Annotated in this window: 12 protein-coding genes; 5 read left to right on the top strand and 7 right to left on the bottom strand. The window is 71.8% G+C overall.

The window, feature by feature from the left end; translation table 11 throughout:
* Nucleotides 1–128: 128 nt before the first annotated feature.
* Genes ACIGNX_RS26595 through ACIGNX_RS26620 form a run of 6 tightly spaced genes read right to left on the bottom strand, consistent with a single transcriptional unit; the run spans nucleotide 129 to nucleotide 7,305 of the window.
* Complete coding sequence (locus tag ACIGNX_RS26595) at nucleotides 129–1,541, bottom strand: GH1 family beta-glucosidase (protein WP_396543426.1); 1,413 nt, start codon at nucleotides 1,539–1,541, stop codon at nucleotides 129–131.
* A 46-nt stretch (nucleotides 1,542–1,587) separates the two neighbouring features.
* Nucleotides 1,588–2,598 (bottom strand): ABC transporter ATP-binding protein, encoded by a 1,011-nt coding sequence (locus ACIGNX_RS26600; protein WP_396543427.1) that lies wholly within the window; start codon nucleotides 2,596–2,598, stop codon nucleotides 1,588–1,590.
* The gene (locus ACIGNX_RS26605) at nucleotides 2,595–3,587 is read right to left on the bottom strand and encodes an ABC transporter permease (protein WP_396543428.1); all 993 of its coding nucleotides are present in this window, start codon (nucleotides 3,585–3,587) and stop codon (nucleotides 2,595–2,597) included. The genes ACIGNX_RS26600 and ACIGNX_RS26605 overlap by 4 nt, the downstream gene beginning before the upstream one ends.
* Nucleotides 3,588–3,590: 3 nt before the next feature.
* Nucleotides 3,591–4,571 carry an ABC transporter permease gene (locus ACIGNX_RS26610; protein WP_396543429.1) on the bottom strand — a complete coding sequence of 327 codons (981 nt, stop codon included), beginning with the start codon at nucleotides 4,569–4,571 and terminating at the stop codon, nucleotides 3,591–3,593.
* Nucleotides 4,568–5,650 (bottom strand): ABC transporter ATP-binding protein, encoded by a 1,083-nt coding sequence (locus tag ACIGNX_RS26615; protein ID WP_396543430.1) that lies wholly within the window; start codon nucleotides 5,648–5,650, stop codon nucleotides 4,568–4,570. Before ACIGNX_RS26615 ends, ACIGNX_RS26610 begins: the two co-directional genes overlap by 4 nt.
* Entirely contained in the window at nucleotides 5,647–7,305 is a 1,659-nt protein-coding gene (locus tag ACIGNX_RS26620) for an ABC transporter substrate-binding protein (protein ID WP_396543431.1), read from the bottom strand. Before ACIGNX_RS26620 ends, ACIGNX_RS26615 begins: the two co-directional genes overlap by 4 nt.
* Nucleotides 7,306–7,491: 186 nt before the next feature.
* Here ACIGNX_RS26620 and ACIGNX_RS26625 point away from each other — a divergent pair, with 186 nt between their 5' ends.
* The 4 genes from ACIGNX_RS26625 to ACIGNX_RS26640 all read left to right on the top strand — a co-directional run bounded on the left by ACIGNX_RS26625 (nucleotide 7,492) and on the right by ACIGNX_RS26640 (nucleotide 14,669).
* On the top strand, nucleotides 7,492–8,718 hold the full coding sequence (locus ACIGNX_RS26625) for an ROK family protein (protein WP_396543432.1): 1,227 nt from the start codon (nucleotides 7,492–7,494) through the stop codon (nucleotides 8,716–8,718).
* A gap of 195 nt (nucleotides 8,719–8,913) precedes the next feature.
* Nucleotides 8,914–11,295 (top strand): glycoside hydrolase family 3 C-terminal domain-containing protein, encoded by a 2,382-nt coding sequence (locus ACIGNX_RS26630; RefSeq protein WP_396543433.1) that lies wholly within the window; start codon nucleotides 8,914–8,916, stop codon nucleotides 11,293–11,295.
* Between the two features lie 4 nt (nucleotides 11,296–11,299).
* Complete coding sequence (locus ACIGNX_RS26635) at nucleotides 11,300–12,343, top strand: LacI family DNA-binding transcriptional regulator (protein WP_396543434.1); 1,044 nt, start codon at nucleotides 11,300–11,302, stop codon at nucleotides 12,341–12,343.
* A 124-nt stretch (nucleotides 12,344–12,467) separates the two neighbouring features.
* Complete coding sequence (locus ACIGNX_RS26640; RefSeq protein ID WP_396543435.1) at nucleotides 12,468–14,669, top strand: discoidin domain-containing protein; 2,202 nt, start codon at nucleotides 12,468–12,470, stop codon at nucleotides 14,667–14,669.
* A 100-nt stretch (nucleotides 14,670–14,769) separates the two neighbouring features.
* On the opposite strand, the gene ACIGNX_RS26645 is transcribed toward ACIGNX_RS26640, so the two are convergent.
* Nucleotides 14,770–15,639 (bottom strand): maleylpyruvate isomerase N-terminal domain-containing protein, encoded by an 870-nt coding sequence (locus ACIGNX_RS26645; RefSeq protein ID WP_396543436.1) that lies wholly within the window; start codon nucleotides 15,637–15,639, stop codon nucleotides 14,770–14,772.
* A gap of 197 nt (nucleotides 15,640–15,836) precedes the next feature.
* On the opposite strand from ACIGNX_RS26645, the gene urtA reads away from it, so the two are divergent.
* On the top strand, nucleotides 15,837–17,054 hold the full coding sequence (urtA, locus tag ACIGNX_RS26650; protein WP_396543437.1) for an urea ABC transporter substrate-binding protein: 1,218 nt from the start codon (nucleotides 15,837–15,839) through the stop codon (nucleotides 17,052–17,054).
* Nucleotide 17,055: the final 1 nt, after the last annotated feature.

Genomic DNA, 17,055 nt, shown 5'->3' on the forward strand with positions numbered 1-17,055 from the left:
CCTCCTTCTCGGCGTCCCCCAGCCGAAGCTGATCGTCACACACGTTCCCCAGGGCCGGCGCGGCGGGGGGGGGGGGGGGGGGGGCCCCCCCCCCCCCCCCCCCCCCCCCCCCCCCCTCGCCCCTTTGGTCAGTCGCCGCGAACGCGACGGATCGTGTCCCGGTACCACAGCGCGCTGCTCTTGGGGGTCCGCACCTGCGTGTCGTAGTCGACGTGCACGAGCCCGAACCGCTTGTCGTAGCCGTAGGACCACTCGAAGTTGTCCATCAGGGACCACGCGAAGTACCCGCGCACGTCCGCGCCCGCCGTGCGCGCCTTGGCCACGGCCGCGATGTGCGACTCCAGGTAGGCGGTGCGGTCGTCGTCGCGCACGAACCCGGACTCGTCGGCCTCGTCGTCGAACGCGGCCCCGTTCTCCGTGATGACCATCGGCACGCCGGGGTACTCCTCGCCGATCTGCACGAGCAGGTCGGTGAAGCCCTCGGGCACGATCTCCCAGTCCATCGCGGTCACCGGGCGGCCGTAGCGGACCTCCCGGCACACCGGCACGCCGTCGGCGTCCTCGGTGTTGCCCGCCTCGTCCACGCCGGAGAACTTCGAGCTGGAGTAGTAGTTCACGCCCAGCACGTCGATCGGCTGCCGGATGATCTCCAGGTCGCCCGGCTCCTCGGGGATCTTCACGCCCCGCGCGGCCAGGTCGGCCACCACGTCGGCCGGGTAGTGGCCGCGCACCAGCGGGTCGAGGTAGATCCGGCGCGACAGGCCGTCCGCGCGGCGGGCCGCGTCGTGGTCGGCCGGGCTGTCCGTGGCGGGGCCGGCGTGGCTCATGTTCAGCGTGATGCCGAACTCCGCAGGCGCGGTGGCCGCCTCGCGCATCCGCTGCGTGGCCAGGCCGTGGCCGAGCAGCAGGTGGTGCACGGCGTGGATGGCGGCCTCGAAGTCCTGCCTGCCCGGGGCCTGGCGGCCCTCGTAGTAGCCCAGCATGGCCGAGCACCACGGCTCGTTCAGCGTGGTCCAGTGGCGCACCCGGTCCGACAGCGCGTCGAAGACGAGCATGGAGTAGTCGGCGAACCGGTAGGCGGTGTCGCGGACCGGCCAGCCGCCCGCGTCCTCCAGCTCCTGCGGCAGGTCCCAGTGGTAGAGCGTGACCCACGGGGTGATGCCCTTGCCGAGCAGCTCGTCGACCAGCCGGTCGTAGAACGCGAGGCCGGCCGCGTTGGCCGGGCCCTTGCCGCCGGGCTGCACGCGCGGCCAGGCGACGGAGAACCGGTAGGTGTCCACGCCGAGCGAGCCGATCAGCGCGACGTCCTCGGGCATGCGGTGGTAGTGGTCGCACGCGACGTCGCCGTTGTCGCCGTTGTGCACCATGCCGGGCGTGCGGCAGTAGGTGTCCCAGATGGACGGTCCGCGACCGTCCTCGTCGTGCGCCCCCTCGATCTGGTACGCGGAGGTCGCCACGCCCCAGCGGAACGAGGCGGGCAGGGTGTCGATCGCGGGGTCGAGCCCGACGGTCGGCGCCGTGGTGTCGGTGTAACTCTCCACTTGGGGAAACTCCTCTGGAGGTCGGAACCCGTCGTCGTGGACGGGGTCAGAGCCCGTCGTCGTGAACGGGGTGCAGCCAGCAGGCCACGGTGCGGTCGCCGCGCCCCTCCCGGTCGGAGGGGACGCCGAGCACCGGGACCTCCACACCGCAGCGCTCCATCGCGTGCGGACAGCGTGGGTGGAACGAGCAGCCGGGGGGCATCGACCGCAGGTCCGGCGGGGAGCCGGGGATGCCGGTCAGCTCGCGCTTCGGCCCCCGCAGCGCGGGGAACGAGTTGAGCAGGCCGTGGCTGTAGGGGTGCAGCGGGTCGCGGTAGAGGTCGGCGGAGTCCGCCTGCTCCACGATGCGCCCGCCGTACATGATCGCGATCCGGTCGGAGAACTCGACCAGCAGGGACAGGTCGTGGGTGATGAACACGACCGAGAACCCGAGCCGCTCGCGCAGCTCGACGAGCTGGCGCAGGATCTGCCGCTGCACCACCACGTCCAGCGCGGTGGTCGGCTCGTCCATGATGACGACCTTCGGCTCCAGCGCCAGCGCCATGCCGATCATCACGCGCTGGCGCATGCCGCCGGAGAGCTGGTGCGGGTAGCTGTCGAGCCGGTCGGCGGAGATGCCGACCAGGCGCAGCAGCTCGCGGGCGCGGGCCAGCCGGGAGGCGCCGGAGCCGCGCGGGTCGTGCGCCTTGATCACGTCGGTGAGCTGGGTGGAGATCCGGTGCACCGGGTTGAGCGAGTTCATCGCGCCCTGGAACACGATCGCGGTCTCGGCCCAGCGGAACCGCCGCAGCGCGGCGTGGTCCATCCGGAGCACGTCGACCGGGTCGCCGCCGTCGGGGTGGTAGAGCACCTCGCCGCCCGAGATGACGCCGGGCGGTGGCAGGAGCCTGGTCAGGCCGTAGGCCAGGGTGGACTTGCCGCTGCCGCTCTCCCCGGCGAGGCCGAGCACCTCGCCGCGGTAGAGGGTGAGGTTCACGTCGCGGACGGCGTGCACGGCCTCGTCGCCCAGGCCGTAGTCCACGTTCAGGCCGCGGATCTCCAGCACCGCGTCGGTCACGGCCTCTCCCTTCCCTCGGGCCCGGTCCCCGCCGCGAGCACCGGCGTGAAGCCGACGCGCATCCGGACGGTGTGGCCGTCGGCGGTCTTGACGTTGGTCTTGCCGCCGCCGCGCAGCCGCGGGCTGACGAACTCGTCGATGCCGAAGTTCACCAGCGACAGCGCGGTGCCCAGCAGGGCGATGGCCAGGCCCGCGGGCACGAACCACCACCAGGCGCCCTGGGCGAGGGCCTGCTGGCTCTGCGCCCAGTACAGGACCGTGCCCCAGTTCCAGTCGCCGCCCGCGCCGATGCCGATGAACGCCAGCGTGATCTCCAGCGTCACCGCGAAGATGACCGTGCCGACGAAGCCGGAGGCGATGACGGCGGTGAGGTTGGGCAGGATCTCGAACAGGATGATCCGCCAGGTCTTCTCGCCGGTCGCCCGCGCGGCCTCCACGTAGTCCCGCCCGCGCAGCGAAAGCGTTTGCGCGCGCAGCACCCGCGCGCCCCACGCCCACGACGTGAGGCCGATGACCAGGGCGATGGTGAGCGTGCCGGTCTCGGGCAGGGTCGAGGTGATGATGATCATCAGCGGCAACGCCGGGAGCACCAGGAACACGTTGGACAGCGCGGACAGCACCTCGCTGCCCGCGCCCGCCAGGTAGCCGGACGTGACGCCGACCAGGATCGACAGGATCGTCGCCACGACGCCCGCGACGAACCCGACGACGATCACGCTGCGGGTGCCGACCACCACCTGGCTGAAGATGTCCTGGCCGAGGTGGGTGGTGCCGAACCAGTGCGCCGCCGACGGCGCCTGGAGCAGGTCGTTGCCGCGCCCGGACGGGTCGTACGGCGCGATCCACGGCCCGACGACCGCGAGCAGGGCGAAGAAGCCGAGGACGACCAGGCCGGTGGTGGCCTTGGGGTTGGCCACGAACCGCAGCCTGCGGCGCTTCACGGGCGCCGCGGCGGGTGTCGCTGCGGCGGTGGTGGGTACGACGGTCACTGCTCAGCCCTCCCGTCGGGTGCGCGGGTCGAGCGCGAGGTAGGCCACGTCGGCGAGGAAGTTCGCCAGCAGCACGGACAGCGTGATGATGAGGAAGATGCCCTGCATGAGCGGGTAGTCCTTGGCGCCGACGGCCTGGAACAGCTGCAGGCCCAGGCCCGGGTAGGAGAACACGATCTCCACCAGCAGCGTGCCGCCGACGATGAAGCCCAGCGACAGCGCGAACCCGGAGACGTTGGGCAGCAGCGCGTTGCGGGCCGCGTAGGACACCATCACGCGCCGGTCGGACAGGCCCTTGGCGTGCGCGACCGTCACGTAGTCCTCGGAGGCCACCGTCACCATCATGTTGCGCATGGACAGGACCCAGCCCGCCATGGACGAGATCAGGATGGTGAACGCGGGCAGGATGCCGTGCCGCAGCACGCTGCCGATGAACTCCAGGTCCGGGTTGGGCACCAGGCCGTTGTCGTACGCGCCGGAGGCCGGGAAGAAGCTGTCCGGCCCGGTCAGCAGCGCGATCGCGATCAGGCCCAGCCAGAAGTACGGGATGGACGACACGAACGTGGTCACCGGGATCAGCGCGTCGGCCCACGAGCCGCGCCGCCAGCCGATGCCCGTGCCCAGCGCCGTGCCGACGAGGAAGCCGAGCACGGTCGTGATGCCGACCAGGCCCAGCGTCCACGGCAGGCCGTCGGCGAGCACCTGCGACACCGGTGACGGGAAGTAGGTGAACGACAGGCCGAGGTCGCCGCGCAGCAGTTGGCCGAGGTAGGTGAAGTACTGCTCGACGAGGCTCGCGTCCTTGTCCAGCCCGAACAGCACGTACAGCGACTGCACGGCGTCGGTGGTCATCTGGCCGCGCGACCGGGTGATCAGCGCCTGCACCGGGTCGCCGGGGATGGCGCGGGGGATGAAGAAGTTGATGGTGATCGCGGCCCACGCGGTGAACACGTAGAACGCGATCCGCTTGAGGAGGTAGCTCACGTCGCCTCCTCGGCCCGCAGCTTCACCCGGTCGTCGTCGCCCAGGTCCTCGCCGTAGAGCCAGCACGCGGCGAAGTGGGCGGGGCCGTCGCCGATGGCGAACCGCGGCGGCACCTCCTCGGCGCACACCCGCATCGCGTGCGGGCAGCGCGGGTTGAAGCGGCAGCCCCGCGGCGGGTTGATCAGCGACGGGGGCTCGCCCGTCCCGCCGTCCTTCTCCTGCGCGGCGGGCCGGTCCGGGTCCGGCGCGGAGTCGATCAGCAGCTGGGTGTACGGGTGCGCGGGCCGCTGCGTCACGGTCTCGCTGTCGCCGCCCTCGACCACGCCACCCGCGTACATCACGAACGTCTCGTCGGCGAAGTAGCGGGCCGAGGCGATGTCGTGGGTGATGTAGAGGATCGCCAGGTGCAGCCGCTCCTTGAGGTCGCGCAGCAGGTTCAGCACGCCCAGGCGGATCGAGACGTCCAGCATGGACACCGGCTCGTCGGCCAGCAGCACCTCCGGGTCGGCGCCGAGCGCGCGGGCGATGGCCACGCGCTGGCGCTGACCGCCCGACAGCTCGTGCGGGAACTTGTCCACGTACCGCTCGGGCGGGGTGAGCTGGACCCGGGTGAGCAGGTTGGCCAGGGCCTCCTCCAGCTCCTGCGGCGTGCGGCCCGCGTTGCCGTGGATCTTCAGCGCCCGGGTCAGGTGGTAGCGCACGGTGTGCACGGGGTTCAGCGAGGCGAACGGGTCCTGGAAGATCATCTGGACCCGCTTGCTGTAGGCCCGGAACAGCTTGCCGCCCCTGGTCCGCACGGGCTCGCCGTGCAGCCGGATCGAGCCGGAGGTCTGGGGGTACAGCTGCGCCAGGAGCCGGGCCACCGTCGACTTGCCCGAACCGGACTCGCCGACCAGCGCGGTGACCCGCCCGCGGTGCAGCCGGAGCGTCACGTCCTCGACCGCGCGCACCGAGCGCGTGGCCCTGGACAGCAGCTCTCGCCCGCGCTTGCGGACCGGGAAGTGCTTGGTCAGGCCGTCGGCCTCCAGGACCACCACTTCGGTGGTCCCGGAGGCCGACGGTGCGGTGCTCGTCGTCATGCGGCCGGCTTCAGGTGCATGACGACGTCGAGCGCGTTCTCCAGCGTGGGCTGGACGGGCGCGTACGGGTTGGCCTGGTCCGGCCAGCCCACCCAGTTCTTCGTGCTGTACTGGCCGCCCGCGTTGGCCGCGGAGGTGATGGCGACCGGCATGTCCCGCACGTGGATCTGCTGGAGCTTGTGCAGGGCGGCGTTGCGGGCCGCATCGTCGGCGGCGTTGGCGTACTCGTTGAGCAGCGCGGTCGCCTCGGGGTTCTCGTAACGGCCGTAGTTGCCGTTGATGCCGCCCTCGCCGATCGGCTTGTACAGCGCGCCGTTCATGATGTTCTCGTAGATGTCGTACGGCGTCGGGCCGTTGTTGGTCCAGTGCAGCGCGGCCTGGAAGTCACCGGTGTCCAGCGCCTTGCTCCACGCGTCGGCGTTGGGCAGGTCGACGGTGGCGTCGATGCCGATCTTGGACACGTTGTCCTTGATGATCTCCAGGTTCGTCACGTAGTCCGACCAGCCGGACGGCACGGTCATCTTCAGCGTGACGGGCTGGCCCGACGGGTCCTTCAGCTTGTCGCCGTCGAAGGTGAAGCCGGCGGCGGTCAGCTCCCGCTTCGCGCCCTCGACGTCGACCTTGACGACCTTGTCCTTGAACTCGGGCGCGATGTAGGAGTCACCGGCGGGGGTCGGGATGCCGGTGATGTTGTCGACCTTCGGGTAGAAGTAGCCCGCCTCGCCCTGGGTGAAGATGTCGTCGCGGTTGATCACCGTGTTGACCGCGCGGCGCAGGGCGGGGTTGTCCCACGGCTTGACCTTGGTGTTGAACCACAGGCCGTGGATGCCGAGCACCGGCGGGAAGTACAGCTTGTAGTGCTCGGGGTCCTTCGAGGTGTAGACGGCCTCGTAGTTCGGGATGAACACGAAGCTCCACTCGGCCGCGCCGGTCGCCAGGGCCGTGGTCTGCGCGTTGTTGTCGCTGTAGGAGGTGTAGCGGACCTCCTTGACCTTCGGCAGCTCCTGCCAGTACGAGTCGCGCACGGTCAGCGTCACGGTCTGGGGCGTGAACGACTTGAGCGTGTACGGCCCGCTGCCGACCGGGGTCTTGGCCGTCTCCGTGTTCGGGTCGGTGACCGCGGACCAGATGTGCTTGGGGACGATCAGCTGCTCGAGGATCTTCTTCTGGTTGACGAACTGCGACCTGGGGAAGCCGACGTCCACCTTGTTGCCCGACGACGAGATCACGTCGTAGGGCACGGAGTCGACGTTCAGGCCGGGGTTCTTCTTCAGCAGCTCGAAGGTGAACGCCACGTCCTCGGCGGTCAGCGGCTTGCCGTCCGACCACGTCGCGCCGTCGCGGATGGTCAGGCTCAGCTTGCTGTAGTTGTCCGACCACTCCCACTCCGTGGCCAGCCACGGCTTGGGCTTCTCCGTGGGGTTGGTCTCGTTGACCATCGCCAGCGGCTCGAAGATCAGCCGGCGGTAGCCGAGCGAGCTGGCCGCGGACGTGTTCAGGAACGGGTTGTTGTTCTCGGTCTGCGGGCCGTTGGGCATGCCGACGTTCAGCACGCCCTCGTTCGTCTTGTTCGCACCGGGGTTCGAGGTGGAGCAGGCGGCCGAGAACAGCAGTGCTGCCGCGACGGCGAGTGCGGACGTTCGCCTGAGTCGCATGGGTTCTCCTTGTCGGGCGGGGGAAGGGCGAGCGCTCGTTGGTGCGGGCCGCGTGTGCCATCGCGGCTGGGACGCCGGGGGCGTCCTCGTGTCGTTGCAGACTCAACCCCGGTGAGCCAAGTCACGTCAATAACGAACAGGTTACAAACTTAGTCTAATTTTAAGTCGCAAACTAAGGTCCGTGGCGTGGCCCCGAAGCGCACCACCGTCCGCGACCTGCGTCGGCAGAACCGGTCGACGCTGCTGTCGACGCTGTTCTTCGACGGGCCGCTGAGCAGGTACGAGCTGTCCCGGTTGTCCGGGCTGTCGGCCGCGACGGTGTCCAACGTGACCGGGGAGCTGGTCGACGACGGGCTCGTGGTCGAGGCGGGCTCCGTGGACTCCGACGGCGGTCGGCCGCGCGTGCTGCTGCGCGTCAACCCCGCGTTCGGGCACGTCGTCGGGGTGGACGTGGGCGAGACCGGGATCAAGGTCGAGCTGTTCGACCTGGCGCTCACCCAGTTGGCCGCGTCGGACCACCCGCTGTCGCCCTCCTCCCCCGCCGCCGTGGCGTCGTTGATCGCCTCGGCGGTCCGGGACGTCGTCGCCTCGGCGGGCGTCCCGGCGTCGACCGTGCTCGGCGTCGGCATCGGCGTCCCCGGGACGGTGGAGCAGGGCGCGACCGCCGTCGTGCACGCGCCGACCATCGGGTGGGACGGCGTGCGGCTGGAGGAGCTGGTCGCCTCGGCTTCGGAGTCGGCGTGGCCGCTGTACGTGGAGAACGGGGCGAAGACGCAGGGCCAGGCCGAGATGTGGTTCGGCGCGGGGCGCGGGGCGCGGCACGTCGTCATAGCCCTCATCGGCTCCGGTGTCGGCGCGGCGGTCGTGACCGACGGCGGGGTGTACCGGGGCGCGACCAGCTCGGCCGGCGAGTGGGGGCACACGACGATCGTGTACGGCGGGCGTCCGTGCCGGTGCGGGGCGCTGGGGTGCCTGGAGGCGTACGTCGGCGCGGAGGGCATCGTCGACCGCTACCGCAAGGCGCGGGGGCGCGACCTGCCGTCCGGCGACGAGCAGTCCACCGTGGCCGCGTTGATCGACGCGGCGGCCACGTCCAGGACGGCGGCGCGCGTGCTGGAGGAGACGGCCGGGTTCCTCGGCGCGGGCATCGCGAACCTGGTGAACCTGTTCAACCCGGAGCGGATCGTGCTCGGCGGGTGGGCCGGGCTCGCGCTGGGCGCGCACCAGCTCGACCGGATCGAGGCGGCCACCCGGGCGCACGCGTTGCGGCACCCGTACGAGCAGATCTCGATCGAGCTGGGCCGGCTGGGCCCGGACGCCGTCGCCGTGGGCGCGGCCACCCTCCCCGTCGCCGCCCTGCTCGACCGGGCCGCCGACCCGCGCAAACCGGCCCCGCGCGCCGACATCGCCTGACCCGAACGTTCAACTCACCGACTCCGAACGTAGGACTCTCGCGCGTTGGACGTAGGACTCTCGCGAGAGTCCTACGTCCAGGGCCCGAGAGTCCTACGTTCGGGTACCCCGAGTTCAACGTTCGGGTGGTTGACAGCGGGGGTGGTGGGGGCTGAGGCTGGGTCGGAGAGCGCTCTCCGAGGCAAGGGGTGTGGTGTGGGCGAGCCGGAGTTCGGGTTGCTGGTCGGCAAGTTGGACGTGACGCGCAAGGTTCGGCTGCTGACCGGCGCCACGGGGTGGCGCACGCACGGCGAACCGGACATCGGGCTGCGGTCCATCGTGGTGTCGGACGGGCCGATCGGCGTACGCGGCCAGGGCTGGGACGAGCGCAGCACGTCGCTCGCCCTGCCCTCCCCGACCGCCCTGGCCGCCACCTGGGACGTCGACCTGGTGCGCCGGCTGGGCGTGCTGCTGGCCGCCGAGGCCCGCCGCAAGGGCGTCGACGTGCTGCTCGCGCCCACGCTCAACCTGCACCGGTCGCCGCTGGCCGGGCGGCACTTCGAGTGCTACTCCGAGGACCCCGTGCTCACCGCCCGCATCGGCGCGGCCTACATCACGGGCGTCCAGAGCGGCGGGGTCGCCGCGACCGCCAAGCACTACGTCGCCAACGACTCCGAGACCGAGCGCATGACCCTGGACGCCGACGTCGACGACCGCACGCTGCACGAGGTCTACCTGGTCCCCTTCGAGGCCGCCGTCGAAGCCGGCGTGTGGGTGGTGATGTCGGCCTACAACGGCGTCAACGGCACCACCATGTCCGAGAGCCCCCTGCTGGACGAGCCGCTCAAGGGCTCCTGGGGCTTCGACGGCCTGGTCGTCTCCGACTGGGGCGCGGTCCGCTCCACCGCGCCGTCCGCGAACGCCGCCCAGGACCTCGCCATGCCCGGCCCGGACAGCCCGTGGAACGACCTGGCCGCCGCCGTCGACCGGGGCGAGGTGCCGGAGAGCGCCCTGGACCTCAAGCTCGAACGGCTCCTGCGCCTGGCCGCACGGGTCGGCGCGCTCAACGACGCGACGCCCGCGAAGCCCGAGGTCGCCGCACCGCACGAGCTGCTGCGCGAGGCCGTCGCCGCGAGCACCGTGCTGCTGCGCAACGACGGCACCCTCCCGCTGCCCCCCGGCGCGAAGGTCGCCGTCCTCGGCCCGAACGCCGCCACCGCCCGCATCCAGGGCGGCGGCAGCGCGGGCGTCTACCCGGAGTCCGTGGTGTCCTTCGTGGACGGTCTGGCCGAGGTCGCGGAGGTCGTGCACACCGAGGGCGTCCGGCTGCACCACCGGCCCACGCCCCTGGGCACGGCCAACACCCGCGACCCGCGCGACGGCGAGCCGGGCGTGCTGGTCCGGGTGCTCGACGCCGGCGGCGCGGAGCTGTCCGCCGAGCACCGGCTGCTCGGCCGCGTCCTGGAGGTGCCGCTGCCCGAGGGGGCGCGCGCGATCGAGGTCAGCGGCACGCTCACGCCCGACGTCACGGGCGACTGGACGCTGTCGGTCTCCGGCTTCGGCCGCCTCACGCTCGACGTGGCCGGCGAGCGCCTGGTGGACGAGGACGTGCCGCTGGACACCGACGACCCGGCCGTCATCCACCTGACCCCACCGCACCGGCGGGCCACCGCACGCCTCGAAGCGGGCACGCCGGTGCACGTCGTCGCCCGCCGGGAGCTGCCGGAGCACACCGGCACGGCCACGGTCCTGGCCGCCGACCCGCCGCGCCGCGGCGAGGCCGAGGAGCTGGCCCTGGCCGTCGAGCTGGCCCGCACGAGCGACGTCGCCGTGGTCGTCGTCGGCACCACCGACGAGATCGAGAGCGAGGGCTTCGACCGCACGTCGCTGGCCCTGCCCGGGCGGCAGGACGAGCTGGTGCGCGCGGTCCGGGCGGTGAACCCGCGCACGGTGGTCGTGGTCAACTCCGGCGGTCCGGTCGAGCTGCCGTGGCGCGACGAGGTGGCCGCGGTGCTGCTGACCTGGTTCCCGGGCCAGGAGGCCGGGCACGGGCTGGCCGACGTGCTGTTCGGCGTGCGCGAGCCGGGCGGCAGGCTGCCCACGACCTGGGCCGCCGACCAGCGCGACCTGCCGGTGTCGAACGTCGCGCCCGAGCACGGGAAGCTGCGCTACGACGAGGGCCTGCACCTCGGCTACCGCGCCTGGCACCGGGTCGACGCCTCGCCCGCCTACTGGTTCGGCCACGGCCTGGGTTACACGTCGTGGGCGTACGAGGAGGTCACCGCCACCGCGGCGGGAGTCCGGGTGCGGGTGCGCAACACCGGCGAGCGGGCCGGGCGCGAGGTGGTGCAGGTGTACGTGACGCGGCCGGACAGCGCCGTCGAGCGGCCGGAGCGCTGGTTGGGCGGCTGGGCCGTGGCCACCGCCGCACCCGGCGAGGCCGTCGAGGTGGACGTCGACCTGCCCGAACGGGCCTACCGCCACTGGACGCCGGACGGCTGGGCGGTCGAGCCGGGCGCGTTCACGCTGCTGGTCGGCCGTTCGGCGGGCGACACCCCGCTGAGCCTGGGAGAGCGCTCTCCAAGCGTGGCAGAATAGGCGCATGAGCAGACCGCCGACGGCCCCGCCGACGTTGGAGGACGTGGCGCGGGTCGCCGGCGTGTCCCGCGCGACCGTCTCGCGGGTCATCAACGGCACGCGCAACGTCGACCGCCGCATCCAGGAGGTCGTGCGCGCCGCCATCGACCAGACCGGGTACGCGCCCAACCGCGCGGCCCGCTCGCTGGTGACCAAGCGGGCCGGGACGATCGCGCTGGTCGTGTCCGGCGCGGGCGACCCGGGCGAGGAGGACGCGTTCGCCACGCGGGTGTTCTCGGACCCGTTCTTCGGCCGGGTGGCCAGCGGGGTGCTGGGCTTCCTGCGCACGCGGGGCGTGCACCCGGTGCTGATGGTGGCCGACACGGAGGCCGCGCGGGACGACGTGCTGGCGTTCCTGCGGCAGGGCAGCGCGGACGGCGCGCTGCTGGTCTCGACGCACGCGGAGGACCCGCTGCCCTCCCGCCTCGTGGAGGCGGAGCTGCCCGCCGTGCTGTTCGCGCGCCCCGCGCGGCCGGTGCCGATCAGCTACGTCGACCTCGACCACCAGGCCGGGGCGAAGCTCGCCGCCGACCACCTCGTGCGGCGCGGCTGCGCGCAGGTCGCCACGATCGCCGGCCCGCTGGACGTGCCCGCGTCGCAGGACCGGCTCACCGGGTTCCGCGACGCCATGGCGCGGCACGGCTTCCCGTACGTGCCGATCGCCGAGGGCGGGTTCACCTCCGGCAGCGGCGAGGCGGCGATGGAGCGGCTGCTGGCCGAGCACCCGGGGCTGGACGGCGTGTTCGCGGCCAACGACCTGATGGCGCAGGGCGCGTTGCTGGTGCTGCAGAAGCACGGCCGCCGGGTGCCGGAGGACGTGGCGCTGGTCGGGTTCGACGACAGCAGCCCGGCGCTGTCCTGCCGGCCCCGGCTGACCACGGTGCGGCAGCCGGTGGAGGACATGGCGGCCGGGATGTCCCGGTTGCTGCTGGAGCACGTCGAGGAACCGGGACTGCGCCCGAGATCGGTCATCTTCGAGCCGTCGCTGGTCGTGCGGGACTCCGCCTGAACCGTCGTTGACGTGTTCGCAACATCGGCGTTACGCTCCCGAGAGAGCGCTCTCTCAGCGCCTCCGGTGCCACGGAGGCACAGCTCCGGGCCTTCTCGCGCCCCTTACCTCGTCAGGTAGGACCATGAGCTCTCCCCGTTCCCTGTCACGGGTCCTGACCGCCGCGCTGGCACTCGGCGTCGCCGCGGTGCTCAGCCCCGTGACCACCCAGTCCGCGCAGGCCGCCGAGTGCGGCACGACCAACGCCGCGCTGAACCGGCCGGCGACCGCCTCGTCCGTCGAGAACGGCGGCACCCCTGCCACCGCCGCGGTCGACGGCAACACCGGCACGCGCTGGTCCAGCGCGTTCTCCGACCCCCAGTGGTTGCAGGTCGACCTCGGCTCCACGCAGCAGGTGTGCCGCGTGACGCTGACCTGGGAGGCCGCGTACGGCCGGGCGTTCCAGGTGCAGCTGTCCGACAACGCGTCCACTTGGAACACCGTCTACTCGACCACCACGGGCACCGGCGGCACGCAGGCCCTCACCGTCACGGGCTCCGGCCGGTACGTGCGGGTCTACGGCACCGCCCGCTCGACGGGCTACGGCTACTCGTTGTGGGAGCTCGCCGTCAACACCGAGACCACCGGCGGGGTCGTCATCCCTCCGACCGACCCGCGCAACCCGGACTTCGGCCCGAACGTGCTCGTCTACGGCCCCGGCTACGACCGGGCCGCGATGCAGTCGCGGTTGGACCAGATCTCCGCGCAGATGAAGACCAACCAGTTCGGCCCCGAGCGGTACGCGGTGCTGTACAAGCCGGGCGTGTACGACGCGGACGTCAACCTCCGCTTCTACACCCAGGTCGCGGGCCTCGGCCTGCGCCCGGACGACGTGCGGCTCAACGGCCACGTGCGCGTCGAGGCGGACTGGTTGCAGCAGGGCGACAACCCGAACAACCTGGGCAACGCCACGCAGAACTTCTGGCGCCAGGCGGAGAACCTGTTCGTCAACCTGCCCGCCGGCCAGATCGAGCGGTGGGCGGTGTCGCAGGCCGCGTCGTACCGGCGCATGCACCTCAGCGGCCAGGTCCAGCTGTGGAACGGCGGCGACGGCTGGGCGTCCGGCGGCCTGATCGTCGACAGCAAGATCGACGGCGTGACGGTGTCCGGCTCGCAGCAGCAGTTCCTCACCCGCAACAGCAACCTCGCGGGCGGCTGGAACGGCTCGGTGTGGAACATGGTGTTCGTCGGCTCGCCCGGCTCGCCCGCGCAGCACTTCCCGAACCCGTCGCACACCACCGTCGACACCACGCCGGTCGTGCGCGAGAAGCCGTTCCTGTACTTCGAGAACGGCGAGTACAAGGTGTTCGTCCCGGCGCTGCGGCAGAACTCGCGCGGCACGAGCTGGGAGGCGGGCGCGCCCGCCGGCCAGTCGATCTCGCTGGCCGACTTCTTCATCGTCAAGCCCGGCACCCCGGTGGCGACGACGAACGCGGCGCTGGCGCAGGGCAAGCACCTGCTGCTGACGCCGGGTGTGCACCACCTCAACGACACGATCAACGTGACGCGGCCGAACACGGTGGTGCTGGGCCTGGGCCTGGCGACCCTCTCGCCCGACACGGGCAAGGCGGCGCTGGCGGTGTCCGACGTGGACGGCGTGAAGCTGGCCGGGTTCCTGGTGGACGCGGGCGTCACGAGCTCCCCGGTGCTGCTCCAGGTCGGCCCGACCGGCTCGTCGGCCTCGCACGCGACCAACCCGACCTCGCTGCACGACGTGTACCTGCGCGTCGGCGGGTCGCAGGCGGGCAAGGCCACGGTGTCGCTGGAGGTCAACAGCGACGACGTGATCGTGGACCACACGTGGGTGTGGCGCGCCGACCACGGCGCGGGCGTCGGCTGGAACGTCAACACCGGGCGCAACGGCGTGGTCGTCAACGGCGACAACGTGACGGCGTACGGGTTGTTCGTCGAGCACTACCAGCAGTACAACGTGCTGTGGAACGGCAACGGCGGCCGCACGTACTTCTTCCAGAACGAACTGCCCTACGACCCGCCGAACCAGGCCGCGTGGATGAACGGCTCCCAGCTCGGCTGGGCCGGGTACAAGGTGGCGGACAGCGTCACCACGCACGAGGGCTGGGGCCTGGGCGTGTACTCGTTCAACCAGGCCGACCCGAGCATCCACACGGCCAACGGCTTCGAGGTGCCGAACCGGTCGGGCGTGCGGCTGCACGACCTCGTGACGGTCTCGTTGGGCGGCGTCGGCACGATCGACAACGTCGTGAACGGCACCGGGGGCGCGGCGAACACTGCCACGCAGCAGCGGTACGTCGTCAACTACCCGTGACGGCGGTGTCGGGCACGTGATCGCTTGACGAGCCGCCCCGCCCGGACCCCCGTCCGGGCGGGGCGGCTCCCTTCGGTCGGAGCCAGGCGGGCCGGCGGGGTCAGTTGCCCGACAGCGGCTTGGCGTTCGTCGGCAGCCGCACGGTCCGCAGGAACTCCGGCAGCAGCCACGGCCGGGGGCCGCCGACCCGCAGCTTGCCCGTCAGCACCGCCCGCACCCGGCTCACCCGGCCGAACAGGACCAGGTTCAGCACGGCCGGGTCGAAGGACAGGCGCACGTCGACCGGCCCGCCCGGCTCCTCCACCGACACCCGGCCGCGGTGCAGGACCAGCGTCACCGGGGTGGTGTGGCGGGAGCGGAAGGCGACGGCGACGCGCCGGTCACCCGGCGGTCGCCCGCCGTCGAGCACCACGCCGGTGTCGTTGCGCATCATGCCGACGATGAACAGCTCGAAGAACAGCGCGGCTTCCCGCGGCGGGGTCGACCACGGCGCACCGACCCCGAGGGCGATGTCCCGCCCGTGCACGAGCAGTTCGTTGACCAGGTGCGCGAGCACGCCCGCGACGGGCACGCGGGACGCGCCCAACCAGGGCACCGTCCGCTCCGGGTCGGTCCCCTCCGTCACGTCGAGCACCGTCGCCACCAGCGACCGCAGCATCGCGGCCAGCCTGACCGGGTCGCGCTCGGTGAAGTGCCGCAGCGCCAGGTCGTTCAGGTCGGCCACGGTGTCGACGGTGACGGTCGGGATCACCGCGGCCAGGGCCGGGTTGGTCACGCCGCCGCCGTCGGGCGCGAGCAGCGTGGTGTAGATCGAGGCGATGGCGACGACGTGCGCCGCCGTGTCCGCCACCGTCCAGTCGGGCGTGGCGAGCGCGCTCGCGTCGGACGCGGCCACCAGGTCCGCGAACCGCCCGGTCACGTCGGACAGCACGGCCCGCACCACGGGCCACTGCTCGGAAACGTCCCTCACGGCCACCCCCAGGTCCCCGGTCGACGGTACCAGCGACCGCCCGGGCGTCGACCCGTCGCGGTGCGGTCCCGAAGCGGACCGGCAAGGTCACAACTCCGTACCGTGAGCACTTGGCCACAGGAACGTAACCGGGCGCGTCCGGCACGCAACACGCGGTTCATAGCTTCTCGGTTCCACCTGCTCGAGAGGAGCCGCCGGTGCGTCCCAGAACCCTCAGCCGCGGTCTGACCGCCCTGCTGCTGCCCGCCCTGCTCGCGACGGCCTGCGTCGACGAGCCGGGCGGCGGCGCGGGCGCGTCCGGAGACGAGATCAAGGTCGGCGTCCTGCACTCGTTGAGCGGCACGATGGCCATCAGCGAGGTGACCGTGCGCGACGCGGAGCTGCTGGCCGTCGAGGAGATCAACGCCAAGGGCGGGGTGCTGGGCAAGAAGCTCGTCCCGGTCACCGAGGACGGCGCGTCCGACTGGCCCACGTTCGCCGAGAAGGCCCAGAAGCTGATCTCGCAGGACAAGGTGGCGGCGGTGTTCGGCGGCTGGACCTCCGCCAGCCGCAAGGCGATGCTGCCGGTGTTCGAGCGCAACAAGGCGCTGCTGTGGTACCCCGTGCAGTACGAGGGCCTGGAGAGCTCGCCGTACATCTTCTACACCGGCGCGACGACGAACCAGCAGATCGTGCCCGCGCTGGACTACCTGGTCGGGCAGGGCCGGAAGCGGCTGTTCCTGGTGGGCAGCGACTACGTGTTCCCGCGCACCGCCAACAAGATCATCAAGGCGTACGCCGCCGCGAAGGGCGTCGAGGTGCTCGGCGAGGAGTACACCCCGCTGGGCCACACCGAGTACAGCACGCTGGTGAACAAGATCGCCGAGGCGAAGCCCGACGCGGTGTTCAACACCCTCAACGGCGACAGCAACGTGGCCTTCTTCAAGCAGCTGCGCGGTTCCGGCGTCACGCCGCAGAGCACGCCGGTGGTGTCGGTGAGCGTGGCCGAGGAGGAGGTCAGGGGCATCGGGCCGGAGAACGTCGCCGGGCACCTGGTGGCGTGGAACTACTACCAGACCACCACCACGGCCGCGAACGACTCGTTCGTCAAGGCGTTCAAGGACAGGTACGGCGCGGACAAGGTGACGTCCGACCCGATGGAGGCCGGCTACAACGCGGTGCACCTGTGGGCCGAGGCGGTCCGGAAGGCGGGCACGACGGAGGTCGAGGCCGTGCGCAAGGCCGCCGGCGGGATCACCACCGAGGCGCCCGAGGGCACCACCACCATCGACGGCGACAACCAGCACGTGGCCAAGACCGCGCGCATCGGCCTGGTGCAGCCGGACGGCCAGATCAAGGAGGTGTGGTCCTCCCCCGGTCCGATCAAGCCGGACCCCTACCTCAAGTCCTACGACTGGGCGGGCGGGTTGAGCTGAC

The sequence above is a fragment of the Actinosynnema sp. NPDC053489 genome, assembly GCF_044544865.1.
Classification (GTDB): domain Bacteria; phylum Actinomycetota; class Actinomycetes; order Mycobacteriales; family Pseudonocardiaceae; genus Actinosynnema.

Excerpts from the sequence above, each read along its gene's own strand:
- ACIGNX_RS26615 (WP_396543430.1), bottom strand. The coding sequence starts at position 5,650 with ATGACGACGAGCACCGCACCGTCGGCCTCCGGGACCACCGAAGTGGTG.
- ACIGNX_RS26620 (WP_396543431.1), bottom strand. The coding sequence starts at position 7,305 with ATGCGACTCAGGCGAACGTCCGCACTCGCCGTCGCGGCAGCACTGCTG.
- ACIGNX_RS26635 (WP_396543434.1), top strand. The coding sequence starts at position 11,300 with ATGAGCAGACCGCCGACGGCCCCGCCGACGTTGGAGGACGTGGCGCGG.
- ACIGNX_RS26640 (WP_396543435.1), top strand. The coding sequence starts at position 12,468 with ATGAGCTCTCCCCGTTCCCTGTCACGGGTCCTGACCGCCGCGCTGGCA.